Genomic DNA, 17,048 nt, shown 5'->3' on the forward strand with positions numbered 1-17,048 from the left:
TTGTCAACTGCAACTTTTGAAAAGTGCGACTTGCCGCCTTAGTCCGGCTGGGTTGGCAAAATTTACTGCGACCACCTTGACTTTGATGTTCCCATTAGATTAAGCTAAAAGCAAAATTTGCTGGTAAGCGAGGCGTTTAACGATGAGTGAAGTACAAGCCAATTTATTTTACACCAAAGAGCATGAGTGGGTAGAGAAGCTGTCGGATACAGTAGTTCGCGTAGGCATTACTGATTTTGCCCAAGATCAATTGGGGGATATTGTGTTTGTGGAGCTTCCTAAAGTCGGAACATCCGTTACCGCGAATGAAAGCATTGGCAGTGTGGAATCGGTTAAAACGGTTTCGGATATTTTCTCGCCTGTTTCGGGCAAAGTAACTTCAGTAAATAGTTCACTGGAAGGTTCACCTGAGTTGGTGAACAGTGCGCCATTCAGTGAGGGTTGGATGGTTGAAGTCGAAGTTACAGGTGCTGAAGCTTTGGAAGGCTTACTTACGCCAGCTGAATATGCATCTTACATCGGTAACGACTAGTAGGGAGAAACTTTGGTCGAGCCAAAGATCCCGTAATAAGGAGAGACTTTGGTCTCCAAGATGGAGGTTATCTCATGTTATTTGGGCAAAAGCCACAGGAGCAGAATGACCGTGTTCCCCCTGGTCAGACGCTGACACAAGGCTGGCCTGTGCTTCATTACGGGTCCGTGCCTTATTATAATGATATGAGCAAATGGAATCTGCGTGTCTTTGGCTTGGTTGAGGAGGAGTTCCAGATCTCATACAAAGACTTCATGGCTCTTCCGCGCAAAGAGTTCGCGAACGATATTCACTGCGTAACCACATGGTCCAAGCTGGACAATGTGTGGGAAGGCATTGCTGTTTCTGAGCTTATGAGCAAAGTGAAGCTGAAGCCTGAGGCCACACATGTCATGCTGCACGCGGAGCATGGCTGGACGACGAATCTTCCGCTCGAGGACTTCCTCCGTGAGACGTCTTTTCTGGGCATCAGGCACAATGGTGAACTGCTGACACCAGACCATGGTGCTCCTGTTCGTATGGTTGTGCCGCATCTTTACTTCTGGAAAAGTGCGAAATGGCTGCGCGGCATCGAGTTTATGCCAAAGGATAAGCCGGGCTTTTGGGAGCGGAATGGATATCATATGTATGGCGATCCCTTTAAGGAGCAGCGCTACGATTTTGATTAAAAAACTTAATGGCTATAGGCATGTTGCTGCTGCAACATGCCTATTTATTTTTTTCTGACCAAAGTGCAATTAAGTTCAACGAATGTCTGCGAAAACTCATAAAAAAATAATATTAGGAGCACTGAAAGTTACCCAGCACTTATATATGCTTCCCTTAATAGGATGTTATGAAATCACATCACTAGGAGGCATGCAACAGATGCAGAAGAAAAAGCTAACAATAAAGAAAAGAACAAACTTAGTAGTACAGAGGCACGTTCATGAATTTGAAGGTAGTACAAAACTAGCTGAAGAAGGTTCTGATCGACATAACCATCGATTTGCTGGTGTTACAGGGCAAGCGATTCGAGTAGGAACAAGTCATGTCCATGAAATTGATCTCACGAAAACTGATTTCTTAAATCATTTTCATAATCTGAAAAGGATTAGAACTGGACCGGCTATTTCAGTCGGAAATGGCAAACATGTACATTTTGTTACAGGCCAAACTACATTAAATGATGGTCATGTTCACCAATTTAATTTCGCAACATTGATTAACGCACCTCTTGTCTAAGGAACAAATAATTTAGTGCAAAGATTTGAATATGATTACGATCAAAAGGGTTAGAGGCAGGTTGCTATTGCAACATGCCTTTTTGTCAATTCAGAAGGATCTTGTCGATTAACGGATGTGTATTCGTTGTTGCATGAGGTGAGGATTCAAATAACAGAGAACTCATTATTTTTCTAATTATGGAAATCATATATAAATAATCTTTTGTTTCTTTGAAATGGAGTCGTTTGATGGGTAAAGCAGTGGCTGTTGTTGCTCCGTATGTTCCTTTAGTTTTTATGTTTATCTGCCTTATTGCTGCTTGGCGTTTCGGGGATTGGAGAAATTGGAGGAAATATTACACGTCCATCATTTTTACCATATGTGTTGATTTTATGATCAGTATTTTATTGTATAATCACTCATTATGGTATTTTCATAAGGCTTTTTTAGCACCCAACCATACAGTTGCTGATTTTTTAATTGCAATTACCAACTTCCCGCCAATCGTATTACTTTATCTTTCACACTATCCAAGACACAAGCGATTGCTTCAGCAAATCGTTTATATGACCGTTTGGGTCGGTTCTTTCGTGTTAATTGAACGTATATTTCTGTATGCAAAGCTTTTGTCCTACCATAATGGATGGAATTTTAGTTGGTCTATTCTCGTCTGGGTTTTTATGTTTTTTGGCATACGGTTGCATGATACCAAACCATTGTTGGCATGGTTATTCTGTTTTGTGACTACTGTGTTTTTGATTATCTATTTTAAAATTCCGATTTCTACTATGAAATAAACCGTAGCTTGCCTCTCCTTTAATGAAAGTTTGCAAATTAAATTCCGATAAGTTACTATTAGATTAGTAATTGATCAATAACTAATGTATGTAACTTTAAAGGTGGAATGAATGATGACAAAGAATTCTTCAACTTCAGTCAATCGACGAGCAGATATTGTATCCGCTGCCATCGAAGTTTTTGCTGAAATTGGTTATTACCGTGCTACGACAGCAAAAGTTGCGGAACGCGCACAAATTTCTCAGCCTTATGTTTTCCGGTTTTTTTCAACAAAAGAAGCACTGCTGCAAGAAGCGCTCGAAGTGTCTTGGACGCGAATTCTTGAAGCTTTCCGCGCGGTTATTGAGACCGTTGGTCCTGATCAGCTTGAGAAAGAACTGGTTGAAGCTTATATTCATATCATGAAATCTTACCAAAATGAAACACTGCTGCAAATGCAGGCTCAAACGATTAAAGAGGACATGATCGCAGAGGTCATGCAAAAGGGATATCGGGATGTTCAGCAAGTGGTGCTAGAAGCTTTTAAGCGGGCAGGTTTCGAAAAACCTCATGAGAGAACCATGATTTTTCTTGCTAGAGGGATGTTGTGCAATATTTCAATGGCGCTGTCTTTACCAGAATTAATGCTTGTGGATGAATAAGCTGATTCTGGCTGGGAAATGAAGTGGAGGCAAATATTTTGAAACAAATTGAAGGTTATATAGACGTTCCTGGAGGCCGGGTTTGGTATACGCGAATTGGTGATGGAAATAAAACGCCTCTAGTTGTCCTACACGGTGGACCTGGTAATACACATGATCCGCTAAAATCTGTTCTTCACGTTTTGGCTGACGAGAGGCCTGTCATTTTCTATGATCAGCTTGGTTCTGGGAATTCAGATAGACCAACGGATCCTTTATTGTGGAGAACGGAACGGTTTATAGATGAGTTAATCGCTGTCAGGGAAGCTCTCGATTTGAAAGAGGTTCATCTTTTGGGCCATTCGTGGGGAACCATGCTGGCAGCATCTTACTTAATAGACCGCAAGCCTTCGGGTGTTCGCAGCGTCATTTTATCAAGTCCATGTCTCAGTGCGGAACGTTGGAAAAAAGACGCGGACCATTTCTTGGCTCATTTACCCGAAGAGGTTCAACTCACGATCACGCGCAATGAGGAACAAGTTACAACGGATTCAGAAGAGTATCAAGAAGCCATGAACGAATACTACAAAAGGCATGTGTGCAGACTTGACCCTTTGCCTTCTATTATTATTGAGAGCCGTGCAAAAGCAAATAAGGACGTTTATATGACGATGTGGGGACCTTCTGAATTCACTCCGCAAGGCAATCTGAAAACATACGATTGTACGCCACAGCTTCATGAAATCCAAATACCCACACTCTTCGTTTGTGGGCGTTATGACGAAGCATCTCCAGAGTCGACACGCTATTATCAATCTCTCGTTCCGGCGTCTGAGTTCCATGTGTTCGAACATAGTTCTCATGTGAGTTACTTAGAAGAAACTCATGAATATGTAAGGATTGTCCGAGGTTTTTTGAGTGAATCGGAGTGAGTTGGCTTAAGGGCGCTCCTGAATAAGCGCGTTTTCTGCGCTTATTTATTTACCCTGACATAAGGCTGTCAGGGTATTTGCTGTATGATAAAGGTAACACTTGAAATGACGCATGAACAGTGAAAAAGGAGACGATATCTATGACTCATCCTGCACTAGAAATGTACAATTACCACGTCTGGGCGAACCAAACTATGTTGAATCGATTAAAAGAACTACCTCAGGACGTCTACAATAAGGAGATTCAAAGCGTTTTTTCTACGATATCGAAGGCGATCGCTCATATTTACTTGGTGGATGCGTGCTGGTTAGACATTATTTCCGGTAAAAGCATGAGGGAAGCCATGGCCGATTCAGCCCAATTGACTGCTGACGTAGAGTCCAAGGGGATCGAGGAGATGGAGAAGCTGTACGTCCAGATATCAGAGCGGTTTAAAACTTTTTTGAACCAACAGGAAGATATGGAAAAAAGGATTATGCTTGATAATCCTTATACGCGACAGCGTGATACCAGCTTATCTGAAATGGTTCTGCAGGTCGTTAATCACGCAACTTATCACCGCGGTAATATTACGGCTATGCTGCGTCAAATGGGGCATGCATCTGTGATGACCGAGTATGCGCTTTATTGGTACTCCTAAACAACAAACGGCTCTGTCGCAATGGATGCGAACAGGGCCGTTTGTGGCTTATACCTTAATTCATGGATGCGCCTTCAGTGAATATTTGGAAGGTAACACCGAACTTGTCTTTTACCTGTCCATATGCGGGGCTAAAATGAGTCTCTTGGAGCTCCATAATGACTTGGCCGCCTTCCTTTAAGGCATTATAGAACTGTTGTGATTTTTCCTTATCACCCGATGTAATACAGACAGTCACGTTATCGCCCTTTTGAACAGTCTGACCTGGAAATGTATCGGAAAACATCAAACTAGACTCGCCAACTTGCAACATGGCATGTCCAATACGCCCCTTAGCATCCTCTGGTAAAGGAAAATCTGGGTTAGCCGGCATCTCGCCGAAAGATTGCGTGAAAAGAACTTGGGCATCCAATGCCTTTTCATAGAATTGAATAGCTTCCCCTGCATTGCCGTCCATCACTAAATAAGCTGTTAATTTTACTGTCATTTTAATTTCCTCCTTGGTTTTTGCTTCACGTAAATTGGTTACCTCTTATTATTACCATAATTCCCAAGAAAAATAAAGAACATTTGTTCGTATTTATAAAATCTTAATCTTTCCTTCTGCATATTGAAAAAGCTGCCCTCTATCATGATTTTCCCTCATGTCGAAAATAAGCGTCCTATACTATAATAAAATAGATGAAGTCCGTATTCTCGCAACACGAAAGGTGATGGAGACACCCATGAACAAGTCTCGAATGTGGTCGCCAATTCAAAAAATATTCCATTCGTTCTCTTTAAAACAAAGAATTTGGCTGACCTTTGTCGTTCTGATCACCTTGGGTCTGATGGCAACAGGCAGTATTGCATATTTGATAGCTTCCAAAGAGATCCAGCGTAATGCCCTGCAGTCTAGTCAAGATACCGTTAATCAATCGGCGCAAATCGTGAATGAACGGTTGAAGAACATTGGTATTGCTATAAGAGCACTGATGTTTAGCGATGCTTTCAAACAATTAATGAAGGATGTACAAGCTAATGATAGATCTAGTTACTACAAGTCATTGACCTCCTTGCAGTATGTCTTTTCCCAGGTGAAATTCAACGATTCGATGATTGATAGCATTCTGATCGCCACACCTTTCGGGGATTTTTATCCTACCTCCAGTGTGCGGAACACGGCGAATTCATTTTATAAATCGGACATGTATGAGCATTTCAAGCAATTGAATCGTGGTTTTTGGAGTCAAGGGCATGTCGATCCATTTTTTACAGGCAAGCAAAGGGTGATATCGCTCGTTACAGAAGGCGTAGGCGAAGACTCTTTTATGGTTTATGAACCGACCAATGTATTCGTTGTAGTAAACGTGAAAGAAGATGACCTGCGTGATCTCTTTATGGAAAACTTGGCCAAAACCAATAAACAATATTATTTCATTGATGCCAAAGGTGAAGATGTGAATTACTCGGATAGGACGAGTAAAGACCATTTCATTCAAAAGCCCGCATTTTTTGAGCAATTGAGTGATCAAATGAAAGGTTCTTTTTTCTACACGAATGATAAAAAGGACTATTTAGTTAATTATTCGCGTTTGGATGTAAAGGACGATTGGATGATTGTCAGTGTTCAAGCGAAGGATGACTTGTTGGCCAAATTAAATGGGATAAAAAGAGCAACGACTTATGTGATTATCGGGTTTATTATTTTATCGCTATTTATAACGAATAATTTAACCTATCTGCTTTTAAAACCGCTGTACAGACTTCAAAAGCTGATGAAGCGAGTGGAAGAGAATGATCTGTCTGTTCGTTTTGAAAGCGTTTATAAAGATGAGGTATCCCAGGTGGGATTCCGTTTTAACCGGATGCTGGACGAAATTAAGCAGCTGATAGAAGATGTGAAGAACCGTGAGCGCGATAAACGCAAAGCTGAAATTAAGGCGTTATCGGCCCAGATGGACCCGCATTTTTTCTATAATACGCTGAATACCATTTACTGCAAATCGGTTTTGGGCGAGAACGACGACGTGAACGAAATGATCCTGGCTCTATCGCAAATGTTCCAATTAAGCCTTAGCGGCGGGCGCGATCTGATTACACTGGGTGATGAATTGGAGCATGTTCGTCAATATTTGGCCATTCAGCAAAGGTCCTATGAGAATTTGTTTGCATGCCATTTTGAGGTGGAGCCAGAGTTGCTCGCATGCTTGGTACCTAAGATTATGATTCAACCGCTGGTTGAAAACTGTATTTTACACGGATTTAAAGATATGACTTCAGGAGGGGACATTCAGATTAAGGTTCTTGCTGAAGGAGACTGGCTGCATATAACGGTGGAAGACAATGGGCACGGTCTTGTGCCTGAGAAGCTCCTTCAAGGTATTGTTCACCCGACAACGTCTAAGCATGGCTACGCGCTGCGCAATATTTATACCCGTTTACAGCTGTATTTTGGCGATCAACAGCGTATGGAGATCACCACTAACGATTTGGGGGGAGCACGAATCGAACTATGGATCCCAAGCTATGAAGGAGAGGAGGATTTCCATGAACATGAACCGACTGGTTAAATTATGTGTCGTTGATGATATCCGAAGCGTTGTGGACATGATTACGAAGAAGATCCCTTGGCAGGATCACGGCATCGAAATCGTGGGAAGCGCAACCAATGGAGAGGAAGGGTTGTCGGTCATTCGTGAAAGCTTGCCGGATATTATTCTAACCGATATTCGGATGCCCAAGATGGACGGATTAGAGATGACTCGCAGTATATTAGAGGTGCTGCCTAACAGTAAGGTCATTATTTTAAGTGCTTATACAGACTTTGATTATGCTCAAAAAGCCATTCAATATGGCGCGCTTGATTATGTGAAAAAACCATTCTCCGTTGATCAAATCGTGAAAGCTGTCGTGAAAGCGAAAGAAGTGTGGGAGCAGGAAAATCTTAGCCGCACGCACGTGCTTGGGCTTCAGCAGAAGATCAAAGAAAGTATGCCAGCCCTCCGGCAGGAATACTTATCTCTGCTTGTCCATCATCAAACGAGTGAAGCGGAGTTGGCTAGATTGTCGGACTTCCTGGACCTTAATGAACTGACTCCTCCCTTTGCGGTGATGACGATTCAGATCGATCAATTCACGGACAAGTACGGCGAGGTCCCTGTTAAGGAGCTTGAGCTTGCACGGTTCTCTCTGCAAAATATCGTGGAGGAAACGATTTCCTTCTATACGACAGCTGTCGTGTTCAGGGAAGCGTTTAATCGATATATTTGCATTTTGAATATGGAGTCTGACGAGCCTTTGGTTGAAATTGCGGATCACTGCTGTGCAAATATCGCGAGACACACTAAGTTCACGATTTCAATTGGCATTGGTCAAAGAGTAGGCATGGTGCAGGAGCTTCCGAAGAGTTATCAGCAGTCGCTAAGCGCATTGTCTTATCACTTCTATACAGGCGGCAATGGTGCGTTCAGTTACAATGCTGACTCGCCGGATCTTCCAGTAGAGTGGATTTATACCGAGGATAGCGAGAATGAGTTTCTGTTCGCTTTCCGTTCAGGAAATCTGGATAAATGTGTGGAATGGGCGTTGGGCATTTTCAACGAGATGGGCAAAGCGTCTGTTTTACCTGAGCCGGGTGTCGTCGAACGTTTGCTGCAAGGACTCGTATTACGGATGCTCCGGGTTCTGATGGAAAAATTCCCTAGGGCGAATATGGTCGATTTCGAGTCGAAAGTCCATGAAATTAGAGGCGAGAGCGGCGCGGATCTGCGAGAGTATCGAGAATGGTTCGTTCAATTGTGCGATATCGGCTGCCGTATGATTAATCAGGAGAGAGCAAGCGAGTCGCAGAAAATTATTTATCGCTCTGCGGAGTACATCAAGGCGAATCTTCATTTGGATTTAACCTTGGAGCATTGCGCAAAACAGGCAAACCTAAGCTGGGGTTATTATTCAAATTTGTTCAAAAAGGTAACCGGAACTGCCTTCCAACAGTTCGTTACCATAGCGAAGATAGAACGGGCGAAATCAATGCTCATTGAAGACTACCAAGTGCAGGAAATCGCGCAGCAGCTTGGCTATGAGCATAGGCGGTATTTCAGTGAAGTATTCAAGAAACAAACAGGCCTGACGCCGACTGAATTTAAAGATATGTCTCTGGGCAAGTCCTCGAAGCCGTGAGGGTTTGCTTTTTTTTAATTAAATAGACGTTTAACGGACCTGGATGCCGTTAAATGCCTATTTGGAGCGATGATTCCGATCTTACGGACTTCAGCGCCGTTATTCGTTTCCAATCGATCTAATTTTCATCATTTGAAGGAGATTAAGGGCTGTCGAGTCCATTAGATTTTCAAAATCAATCTTTTTCGGGTATTAACGTCGCTCCAGTCCTTTAGCTGGGAAAGATGGATCTGAAGTTGATTTCGCACCCATTTCCTTACTCAACAGCTGTATGTTGATTGGTCAATCGTAGTTTTTTAGTAGATAAGAGAGTACAAGTTTTATTACACTTCGCGTCATCAGTCTTGACAAACGCGCTCGTCCCTGAAGGACGACGGAGTCGTTTATCCCTGACTGGATGGGGTAAAATGTAGAAATATCTGCCCTTGTTCATGAGTTGACCTCATTATCAGAATGAACGAATTCTTTTAGTATAAAAGTGTAAACAAAAGCATTTCCAGAACGATACAAAGTGTTCGCAAACAAAAGGGAGGCTTACAAATGGTAAAAAGAATTGGAACGGTCACTTTAAGCGTTTTACTGGCAGGCAGTTTGGCAGCGTGTGGCAGCAACAATACGACAACTAGCCCGGCAGCATCCGCCAAGCCATCTGAACAACCCGCTAGCGCAGCTCCTGTGAAGAAGGAGAAGACCAAACTCTCTTATTGGACGGGTGACCGTCATGATATGGATTACATTAAAGGTGTTGTGCAGAAATTTAACGAGACGAACGGAGAGAACATTGAAGTCGAAATGGTTGTGAAGACGGAAGATTTCAACCAAGCGATTGATTTAGCCTTCGCTTCCGGACAGGCACCTGATATTATCCGCGTGAAGGAAAATACGATCCAGCCTTTTGCGCAAAAAGGGTATTTGAAGCCAATTGATTCCTACCTAAATGATGCGATCAAGAAGAAATTCCCAATCATTGATGATTTCAACCGGATTGATGGGAAAATGTACAGTCTTCCAAACTATGGTTCAACACTGAGACTTGTTTACAATAAAGAGCTTTTCGCCAAAGCGGGGATTGCTGCTCCTCCGAAAACATTGAAAGAAATGGTCGAAGATGCGAAGAAAATTACAGCTGTAGGTAAAGCTTCCGGCTCTTATGGTTTTGCTCAAAACTTCAAAAGCCCAGAAAGCGCCCTTGGTAGATCGGCAAGGGTTATCGCTGAAGCGAGCGGTTACGGCGGATTTGGCTTTGATTTCAAATCCGCTAAGTTTGACTTCACAGGATTCAAAGAAATTATTCAAGCGTTCAAACAAATGGTCGATGACGGCAGTACGCTGCCAGGTATGGAATCGCTGGATATTGATCCGCTGCGCGCGCAATTCGCAGAAGGCAAAATCGGGATGTACATCTCCTTCTCATCGGAACCAGGCGTGTATGCGAATCAGTTCCCGGCCAAAATCGAATGGGCAGCTGCACCGGTTCCAACGATTGATGGCACGATTAAAGGCGCTACCTCCTTCTTGGGCGGGCAATGGTTTGCCATAAGCAATACAACCAAAAATGCAGACCAAGCATGGAAATTCATGCAATTCATGTATGCGGACGAAGTATTGAAAACGTACCATGAAAAAGGTTTCGGTCTATCCATGGTGCCATCTGTTTCGTCCGTAGCGAAGAAACCAGAAATTAAAGGTATTGATGGCTTCCTACCAGTTGGAAACGACGGCACCTGGCCGCTGCAGCCTACCGTTACCGTTGAAGGTATGAAAAAAGATGATGCATTTTTCAAATACATGATCAGTGGCGGGAACTTGGATCAAATTATTCAAGATCTAAATAAGCGCTACAATGATGCTCTCGATAAAGCGGTTGCTAAAGGTACAGTGAAAGTGCAGCCAAATTCAAGCTTCGATCCGATGAAGCTGATGATGAAATAATAGCTATTGATATGACGAGAGTGGAGTGATTAGCTCCACTCTCGCTCTCTAAGTATAGATATTACAGGAGGGAACGGGATGAACAGGACACGCCAGATCGGGTTTTCATATTTGTTTTTATTTCCAAGTTTTCTACTGACCATGGTGCTGGGCGTCTATCCGATTGCTTGGGCTATTCGATATATGTTTTATGACTACAAGGGGTTCGGTGAAGCGTCATTTATTGGGTTTGATAATTTCAGAAGGCTCTGGCAGGACACGGAGTATTGGCATTCTGTCTTGAATACATTCATTTATGCAGGTGGTAAGTTAATCATTACCTTGCCATTATGCTTGGTTCTAGCCGTTATTCTGAATCAAAAGCTGCGCGGCCGCAATTGGCTACGAGCCATCTATTTCATGCCGACGATTATTAGTTCTGCTGTCATGGCTGTCGTATTTTTCATTATTTTCAACTCCTATAACGGCATTCTCAATCAATATTTGCTGAAGTTTCACATCATCTCCGAAAGAATCGATTGGCTCGGTCCCAAACACGCCATGTTTACGACGATTATCATCGCTATATGGAGTGCGGTAGGCAACTATATGCTGCTGTTCCTTGCCGGTCTTCAAAATATCCCGAACGATGTGTATGAAAGCTCGTCTTTGGATGGAGCAAATAAATGGCAGCAATTCTGGTACTTAACTATTCCTATGTTAGGGCCTGTGCTGCAAATCGTGATCATGCTGGCGATCATTAACTCGCTTAAAGGGTACGAGAGCATTATGGTGTTGACCGAAGGCGGTCCGGTTGGAAAGACGGAAGTGATGTATTTGTACGTGTATAAGCTATTCTTCCCTACACCATCAGGGGTACTTGCGGACCAACAATTCGGCTACGGAAGTGCCGTTGGATTCGTTACAGCCGTCATTGTAGGCATCATCACACTAGCTTACCATGCGATGTCTAGACGTCTGAACAAACTTCAATGAGGGAGGATGCTGGGAAAATGGAAGTTACTGAAGTGTTATCGAATGTACGGATAAATAAACAATCCCGGCCATTTTCATTTGCGAAAATAGGCGGAAGAGCACTGCTCTGGATCTTTTTACTGGTAACAGCCTTACTGATTGTGTTTCCGATTGTTGTGACTTTTCTTGGCTCCTTCATGTCCAATATCGAGATTACGAAAGGTGGCAAGATTTTCCCGTCCTCTTGGAATTTCGTGAATTACAAAGAAGCATGGGTGCAAGCCAATTTCGCTCGATTTACATGGAACAGCCTCTTTCTAAGCGGAGCAACAACGATCGGAACGCTGATCGTAGCATCGATGGCAGCTTATGTGGTTGACCGGATTAAATTCCCGGGGAAAGCCATCTTCGTTGCGATTCAGGCATCTACCATGTTCATATCGATTGGAGCCGTTGTGATTCGGCCGCAATTTGAGCTTATGGTCAAGCTCCACCTTCATACGAGTTTATGGGGTGTCGTCCTCATTTTGGTGAGCGGCCACGCGTATATTTTCTTTATTTTACTGAGCTTTTTACAAGGTATTTCCCGGGAATTAGATGAGGCTGCGCGTATTGACGGCTGCTCGAACGGCGGGATATTTTGGCGAATTATTTTACCTTTGATGCGCCCAGGATTGGGTGTAGGAGCATTGTTTACCTTTTGCGGAGCTTGGAATGAATATTTACGCCCGTTAGTGTTTACGATGACCAATCCCAAACTCCAAACGCTGACCGTCGGACTATCCTATCTTCGCTATGGGGCATCGGCTGCGGTTCAAACGCATTATATGCTGGCAGGGGCTTGTTTATCGATTTTGCCGCTGCTCGTTGCGTATATGATCGCGAATAAATCGTTTATGCAAATGACAGCTGGTTCACTGAAAGGCTAGGAGGGGAAGACGCCTGCCTAATACAAATATCAATCTGGAGGTTGTTTACTATGGTCTTACCTATACCTGGGATTTTAAAGTCGAGTTCTTTCATTCGTCGTCATCCTGCTAATCCGATTTTGGACGCGGATAGGGTTCCTTACCCTACTGCGCTTGTATTTAACGCGGGCGTTACCAAATTCAATGGTCAATATGTGATGGTATTTCGCAATGATTATGGTTCCAGAAGCGAACAAACACTTGAGCCGCATTCCACAACGGATCTTGGGATTGCGTACAGCCGTGATGGAATCCATTGGGAGGCTGGGCCGAAGCCTTGCTTCAAGATGAATGATGGAGAAATCATTCGGGCCTATGACCCTCGATTGACGGTTATGGACGGTCGATGCTACATGTGCTTTGCAGTGGATACGCAGCATGGGATTCGAGGCGGTATCGCCGTTACCGATGACTTTGAAAACTTCGAAGTACTCAGTTTATCGACGCCGGATCTTCGCAATATGGTGCTGTTCCCGGAGAAAATCGGAGGCAAATACGTTCGTTTGGAAAGGCCTTTTACCGTATACAGCCGTGGAGGGGCAGACCGATTTGACACCTGGATCTCCGATTCTCCGGATTTGAAATATTGGGGTAATTCCGATCTCCTGCTGGCGGTTGAGCATGTTCCCTTCGCCAATGATAAAATCGGCCCTGCCGCACCTCCTATAAAAACAGAAAAAGGCTGGCTGACCACGTTTCATGCGGTGGATATCGATCCTGCAAGAGGGAAGAACGGCTGGGAACCTACGTGGAAAAAAAGGTATACAGCAGGTCTCATGCTGCTCGATCTCCACAATCCGAAAAAGGTAATCGGCATGTATCAAGAGCCCTTGCTTGCGCCAGAAGCCAGCTATGAGATCGACGGCGGATTCCGCAACGATGTCATTTTCCCTGGAGGCATGATTTTGGAACCATCGGGTGAAGTGAAAATCTATTATGGCGCTGCTGATGCGGTGGTCTGTTTGGCTACAGCACAGGTGGATGATTTAGTTCAGTTATGCTTGAAAGCATGAGGTGAAGGTAAGATGACGATTTGGGATCAACTTCATAATCCTCCTGTCCAATATCGCTCAGTGCCGTTATGGTCATGGAATGATAAATTGGAAACGGAGGAATTAGAACGACAGATCGAGGAAATGCATAATGCCGGGATAGGTGGATTTTTTATGCATGCCAGAGGAGGACTCCTTACTCCATATATGGGTGAAGAGTGGATGTCAGCTGTTCGGACTTGTATCGAGAAAAGCAAAGAGCTCGGTATGACCCCATGGTTATATGATGAAAATGGATGGCCGAGCGGCTTCGCAGATGGTAAAGTTCCAGCAATGGGGATCGCTTACCAGCAAAAAAGACTGGCCTATGAGCATGCCCCTTTTCAGAGCCCAGCTGAGAGAACGATCGGTTTCTATGCCAAATCTGAGCAGGGCTATCGTTTATTATCAGCAGCAGAAGAGAGTAGCGCAGATTTAAGGTTTTTCTATGAAGTAAATCCCTATTATATTGATACGCTAAGTATGGAAACCGTTCGGGCTTTCATTGAAACGACCTACGAGGCCTATTGGGAACGCTTCGGCGGAGAGTTCGGAGACGATCTGAAAGGTGTGTTTACGGACGAACCGCAGTTTGCTCGCGGACAATTGCCCTGGTCGTTTGATTTGGAGCAAGCTTTTGAGTCTAGATATGGCTACGACCTGAAGGAAGCTCTTCCCGCTTTGTTTATGAATGTGGAAGGCTGCAGTAAAGCAAGATATGACTATTGGGAATGCGTAACCACGATGTTCACACAAAGCTATTCGAAACAAATTGGGGAATGGTGTAATAGCAAGGGATGGTCAGCAACAGGTCACGTTGTAGATGAACAAGTGCTCATGCATCAAGTGACTTCTGTCGGGGATCCGATGGCTTTTTATGAGTATTTGCAAATTCCGGGTTGTGATTGGTTAGGTCGGTTTATTAGTGAAGAACCTATTGTTCCTAAACAGGTAGGCTCGGTAGCCCATCAACTTGGGAAAAAGCAGACGATTACGGAAAGCTTCGGGTGTTCAGGCTGGAATGTCAGCTTTGAGGATCTTAAGCGAATAGGCGAGTGGCAATTTGTCCACGGGATTAATTTGATGTGTCAGCATTTGCAAGGATATAGCTTGAGAGGCCTACGAAAACGTGACTATCCGCCGTCCCTATTTTATCAGCAGCCTTGGTGGGAGGATTATAAAGGTTTTAATGATTTCTTCGCGAGGCTGTCGATGCTGCTTTCCGAAGGAACACGTCAACCCGAAGTATTACTTCTGCACCCAATCCGCTCTGCTTGGGTTCATCAATGTGGTGAGGATTCGTCAGAAATCGAGCCTTACCATAAAGCTTTTACCCAGCTTTCGCGTTGGATGTGCCAAACATTCGTAGAGCACGATTATGGCAGTGAAAACATTATTGAAAGTCACGGTAGTGTCAGCAACGGGAGCTTTATTGTCGGCGAGGCATCCTACCGAGTTGTGATCATTCCGCCAAGTGTAACCTTGAACCGTGTTACGGTTGATTTGTTGAAGCAATTCGTCCTTCAAGGCGGCTGCCTTGTTGCATTTGCGCCATTTCCGACGCTTATTAATGGAGAACTGGATAAGGAGTTAGATCAGCTAATTGAGAGTGCGCTCAAACCCGAATGGAATTCTAGTTCGCTGCTAAACGCCTTGTCCAGCACCGTATCTCCATCCATCCGTATGTTGGATCATGCCAGAGAAGCGATAACAGAGGATACAATGAATGTCCAGACGTTAGCTTTGGACGGCGCGATTGTGTACTACATCGTAAATTCCGGTAAGGAACACTATGAGTCCGTGCAGGTAGAGTTGTTCCGAAAAGGAAAAGTATCCTTAATTGACCTGGAAACAGGCGGGGTTATATCTATCGAACAGGAAGATACCGATTGCGGGGTACGCATTCCATTGACCTTTCATCCAGGGCAGTCTTATGTTGTGAAGATCGTACCTGAAGAAGCAGCGCAAAATGAAGAGATGTTTGATACAAATAGAACGACTTCTTGGCAGCCAGAATCGAAAATCATTTTAGATCATACTTGGCAGATTTCTAGTCGTGAGGGAAACAGTTTGACGCTGGATACATGCCGTTTACGTGTTGAAGACGGAGACTGGTCAGGGCCTCAGCCGGTGGTGTTTATTCAAGAGCAGCTTTTAGCTTTTGGACGACCTGTTCATATCGAACTAGAATTCGAATTCCAGGTTGCCTTTGATGTTGATCTTTCGCGCGAAGTATATGTGGTCCTAGAGAAGCCGGAAGATGTCAGAATCGAACTGAACGGGCGACAAGTGGAATCGGTAATCTCTGGCTGGTGGCGAGATATTTCTTTCCAAAAAGTGAATATTAGTGGAATGATCGTGCCAGGAGTAAATCGAATTCGACTTCAATCTTATTTCTACAACTCTTCTCAGACTTACGCAGCAATTGAGCATGCGAAACAGTTTGAATCGGAAGGAAATAAGCTGACGTTCGAAACAGAAATCGAAAATATCTATATCATGGGGGCTTTCGCTGTAGAGTCAAGCTTGCCCTACCTGAGCGGAGAGCGTCAAGCGGTTCATACGATGGGTCCGTTTGTCCTTACGGAACTACCTGTTTCCGTGCGTACGGGGGATCTCGTTAGTCAAGGATTTCCTTTCTATAGCGGTAAAATTCATATGCAACAAAAGGTATATATCGATAGAAATGATTGGACGGAGGCGAAATGGAGCTTTTCCACACCGCCAAATACCATTGTCAGTCGATTGTATATTAACAATAAAGAGGTTCGAACGTTCCTCTGGGAGCCTTACGAGGCAGACATCACTTCCTTCCTGCGTAAAGGCGAAAATGTAATCGAGGTAGAAATGGCAAACAGCTGCCGAAATTTGCTAGGTCCGCATCATCACATAAAAGGCGAGCTCTATAAGGTAGGACCTGACAGCTTTACGGATAAGCCTGGGTGGACGGATAAAGACATAGACAAGAATACATGTATTTACACGGATCGATACACGTTCGTTCGATTCGGTTTAGATGATTCGCCGTATATCACGCACACTTAGCCGATGGGATAAAGCCATTAACGAAAAGATGGCGCAGGAGCTGCAAAGGGTTGTACTGGGAGAATAAGAAGTAACTGGAGAAGAGCAAGGGCGCTGCACCGCAGGACATTTGCTCTTCTTTGGTTATGGTTAGCAACCTGCAAATGGATGCTGAAAGCGGAAGGGAGGTGAATATATTGAAAAACGTGATAACGTGTGCTTTTTCATAAAAGTTATGAAAGCGCTTAA

The 17,048-nt window shown here is 43.9% G+C and carries 15 protein-coding genes; 14 read left to right on the forward strand and 1 reads right to left on the reverse strand.

Going from position 1 to position 17,048, the window contains the following annotated elements; all coding sequences use genetic code 11:
- Positions 1-142 precede the first annotated feature (142 nt).
- The 7 genes from gcvH to AC58U0_RS26880 all read left to right on the forward strand — a co-directional run bounded on the left by gcvH (position 143) and on the right by AC58U0_RS26880 (position 4,729).
- On the forward strand, positions 143-532 hold the full coding sequence (gcvH, locus tag AC58U0_RS26850) for a glycine cleavage system protein GcvH (protein WP_497381932.1): 390 nt from the start codon (positions 143-145) through the stop codon (positions 530-532).
- Positions 533-606: 74 nt separating this feature from the next.
- Complete coding sequence (locus AC58U0_RS26855) at positions 607-1,200, forward strand: sulfite oxidase-like oxidoreductase (protein WP_307439083.1); 594 nt, start codon at positions 607-609, stop codon at positions 1,198-1,200.
- Positions 1,201-1,399: 199 nt separating this feature from the next.
- A complete protein-coding gene (locus AC58U0_RS26860; protein ID WP_497381933.1) occupies positions 1,400-1,756 on the forward strand; it encodes a YmaF family protein in 357 nt (118 codons plus the stop codon).
- A 230-nt stretch (positions 1,757-1,986) separates the two neighbouring features.
- A complete protein-coding gene (locus AC58U0_RS26865) occupies positions 1,987-2,535 on the forward strand; it encodes a CBO0543 family protein (RefSeq protein ID WP_497381934.1) in 549 nt (182 codons plus the stop codon).
- 114 nt (positions 2,536-2,649) lie between these two features.
- Positions 2,650-3,177, forward strand: a complete 528-nt coding sequence (locus AC58U0_RS26870; RefSeq protein WP_497381935.1) for a TetR/AcrR family transcriptional regulator — start codon at positions 2,650-2,652, stop codon at positions 3,175-3,177.
- Between the two features lie 38 nt (positions 3,178-3,215).
- Complete coding sequence (locus tag AC58U0_RS26875; protein ID WP_497381936.1) at positions 3,216-4,088, forward strand: proline iminopeptidase-family hydrolase; 873 nt, start codon at positions 3,216-3,218, stop codon at positions 4,086-4,088.
- Between the two features lie 140 nt (positions 4,089-4,228).
- Entirely contained in the window at positions 4,229-4,729 is a 501-nt protein-coding gene (locus AC58U0_RS26880) for a DinB family protein (RefSeq protein WP_497381937.1), read from the forward strand.
- Between the two features lie 55 nt (positions 4,730-4,784).
- Here AC58U0_RS26880 and AC58U0_RS26885 read toward each other — a convergent pair whose 3' ends face one another.
- A complete protein-coding gene (locus AC58U0_RS26885) occupies positions 4,785-5,216 on the reverse strand; it encodes a VOC family protein (protein ID WP_497381938.1) in 432 nt (143 codons plus the stop codon).
- Between the two features lie 238 nt (positions 5,217-5,454).
- Between AC58U0_RS26885 and AC58U0_RS26890 the strand changes: the two genes are divergently transcribed.
- From AC58U0_RS26890 to AC58U0_RS26920, 7 genes are all read left to right on the forward strand, one after another.
- Positions 5,455-7,281 (forward strand): sensor histidine kinase, encoded by a 1,827-nt coding sequence (locus AC58U0_RS26890; protein ID WP_497381939.1) that lies wholly within the window; start codon positions 5,455-5,457, stop codon positions 7,279-7,281.
- Complete coding sequence (locus AC58U0_RS26895) at positions 7,259-8,890, forward strand: response regulator (RefSeq protein WP_497381940.1); 1,632 nt, start codon at positions 7,259-7,261, stop codon at positions 8,888-8,890. Before AC58U0_RS26890 ends, AC58U0_RS26895 begins: the two co-directional genes overlap by 23 nt.
- A 540-nt stretch (positions 8,891-9,430) precedes the next feature.
- Positions 9,431-10,822 carry an ABC transporter substrate-binding protein gene (locus tag AC58U0_RS26900; RefSeq protein ID WP_497381941.1) on the forward strand — a complete coding sequence of 464 codons (1,392 nt, stop codon included), beginning with the start codon at positions 9,431-9,433 and terminating at the stop codon, positions 10,820-10,822.
- A gap of 78 nt (positions 10,823-10,900) precedes the next feature.
- Entirely contained in the window at positions 10,901-11,797 is an 897-nt protein-coding gene (locus AC58U0_RS26905) for a carbohydrate ABC transporter permease (protein ID WP_497381942.1), read from the forward strand.
- Between the two features lie 17 nt (positions 11,798-11,814).
- Positions 11,815-12,705, forward strand: a complete 891-nt coding sequence (locus AC58U0_RS26910) for a carbohydrate ABC transporter permease (protein WP_497381943.1) — start codon at positions 11,815-11,817, stop codon at positions 12,703-12,705.
- Positions 12,706-12,755: 50 nt separating this feature from the next.
- Complete coding sequence (locus tag AC58U0_RS26915; protein WP_497381944.1) at positions 12,756-13,757, forward strand: glycoside hydrolase family 130 protein; 1,002 nt, start codon at positions 12,756-12,758, stop codon at positions 13,755-13,757.
- A gap of 12 nt (positions 13,758-13,769) precedes the next feature.
- Complete coding sequence (locus tag AC58U0_RS26920) at positions 13,770-16,820, forward strand: glycosyl hydrolase (RefSeq protein WP_497381945.1); 3,051 nt, start codon at positions 13,770-13,772, stop codon at positions 16,818-16,820.
- Positions 16,821-17,048 lie beyond the last annotated feature (228 nt).

It is taken from the genome of Paenibacillus sp. J31P190 (assembly GCF_059692075.1).

Bases quoted from the DNA above. Each gene is read 5' to 3' on its own strand.
- gcvH (WP_497381932.1), top strand. From the start codon at position 143: ATGAGTGAAGTACAAGCCAATTTATTTTACACCAAAGAGCATGAGTGG.
- AC58U0_RS26895 (WP_497381940.1), top strand. From the start codon at position 7,259: ATGAACATGAACCGACTGGTTAAATTATGTGTCGTTGATGATATCCGA.
- AC58U0_RS26865 (WP_497381934.1), top strand. From the start codon at position 1,987: ATGGGTAAAGCAGTGGCTGTTGTTGCTCCGTATGTTCCTTTAGTTTTT.
- AC58U0_RS26900 (WP_497381941.1), top strand. From the start codon at position 9,431: ATGGTAAAAAGAATTGGAACGGTCACTTTAAGCGTTTTACTGGCAGGC.
- AC58U0_RS26890 (WP_497381939.1), top strand. From the start codon at position 5,455: ATGAACAAGTCTCGAATGTGGTCGCCAATTCAAAAAATATTCCATTCG.
- AC58U0_RS26880 (WP_497381937.1), top strand. From the start codon at position 4,229: ATGACTCATCCTGCACTAGAAATGTACAATTACCACGTCTGGGCGAAC.
- AC58U0_RS26910 (WP_497381943.1), top strand. From the start codon at position 11,815: ATGGAAGTTACTGAAGTGTTATCGAATGTACGGATAAATAAACAATCC.
- AC58U0_RS26870 (WP_497381935.1), top strand. From the start codon at position 2,650: ATGACAAAGAATTCTTCAACTTCAGTCAATCGACGAGCAGATATTGTA.
- AC58U0_RS26855 (WP_307439083.1), top strand. From the start codon at position 607: ATGTTATTTGGGCAAAAGCCACAGGAGCAGAATGACCGTGTTCCCCCT.
- AC58U0_RS26860 (WP_497381933.1), top strand. From the start codon at position 1,400: ATGCAGAAGAAAAAGCTAACAATAAAGAAAAGAACAAACTTAGTAGTA.
- AC58U0_RS26920 (WP_497381945.1), top strand. From the start codon at position 13,770: ATGACGATTTGGGATCAACTTCATAATCCTCCTGTCCAATATCGCTCA.
- AC58U0_RS26905 (WP_497381942.1), top strand. From the start codon at position 10,901: ATGAACAGGACACGCCAGATCGGGTTTTCATATTTGTTTTTATTTCCA.
- AC58U0_RS26915 (WP_497381944.1), top strand. From the start codon at position 12,756: ATGGTCTTACCTATACCTGGGATTTTAAAGTCGAGTTCTTTCATTCGT.
- AC58U0_RS26885 (WP_497381938.1), bottom strand. From the start codon at position 5,216: ATGACAGTAAAATTAACAGCTTATTTAGTGATGGACGGCAATGCAGGG.